This is a genomic window from Pseudomonas sp. 05N433 (assembly GCF_056396925.1).
The window spans coordinates 1-1035 of sequence record NZ_JBFTML010000134.1; the positions used below are offsets into that span (position 1 = coordinate 1).

Genomic DNA, 1035 nt, shown 5'->3' on the forward strand with positions numbered 1-1035 from the left:
CTGCCGTTGTTGTAGACGTCATTGGCCGGGGTTTCGACATTCACGGAGCCGGTGGTTTTTCCGGCTTCGATGGTGATGGTCGAGCCGTTGGACAGGGTCACGGTGACCGGCGTCTGCGCCGGGTTGGTCAGGGTGGCGGTGTARGTGATCTGGCCRCCTTCGACAACGGTGCCGGTGGCGCTGAGGGTCAGGCCGGTACTGTCGATCGAGTCGGTAATGGTGGTGACGGCCGGCGTGGTGYTCGGTACGAGGTTCTCGAAATTGCCACCGGTGGCACCGGTGATCGTRGTGCTGACGGTGCTGCCGTTGTTGTAGACGTCATTGGCCGGGGTTTCGACATTCACGGAGCCGGTGGTTTTTCCGGCTTCGATGGTGATGGTCGAACCGTTGGACAGGGTCACGGTGACCGGCGTCTGCGCCGGGTTGGTCAGGGTCGCGGTGTAGGTGATCTGGCCACCTTCMGTGACGCTGCCGGTGGCAGTCAGGGTCAGGCCGGTACTGTCGATCGAGTCGGTAATGGTGGTGACGGCCGGCGTGGTGCTCGGTACGAGGTTCTCGAAATTGCCACCGGTGGCACCGGTGATCGTGGTGCTGACGGTGCTGCCGTTGTTGTAGACGTCATTGGCCGGGGTWTCGACGGTCACGCTGCCGGTGGTYTTGCCCGCTTCGATGGTAATGACCGAGCCATTGCTCAAGGTCACGGTCATCGGCGTGCCAGCCGGGTTGGTCAGGGTGGCGGTGTAAGTGATCTGGCCGCCTTCGACAACGGTGCCGGTGGCGCTGAGGCTCAGGCCGGTGTTGTCGATCGAGTCGGTAATGGTGGTGACGGCCGGCGTGGTGCTCGGTACGAGGTTCTCGAAATTGCCACCGGTCGCACCGGTGATTGTGGTGCTGACGGTGCTGCCGTTGTTGTAGACGTCATTGGCCGGGGTTTCGACATTCACGGAGCCGGTGGTTTTTCCGGCTTCGATGGTGATGGTCGAGCCGTTGGACAGGGTCACGGTGACCGGCGTCTGCGCCGGGTTGGTCAGGGTG

1 protein-coding gene is annotated in these 1035 nt (G+C 62.9%); it reads right to left on the reverse strand.

Annotated elements, in window-relative coordinates:
• On the reverse strand, positions 1-1035 hold a 1035-nt coding region (locus AC1DIS_RS30030), incomplete at both ends, for an immunoglobulin-like domain-containing protein (RefSeq protein WP_477781308.1).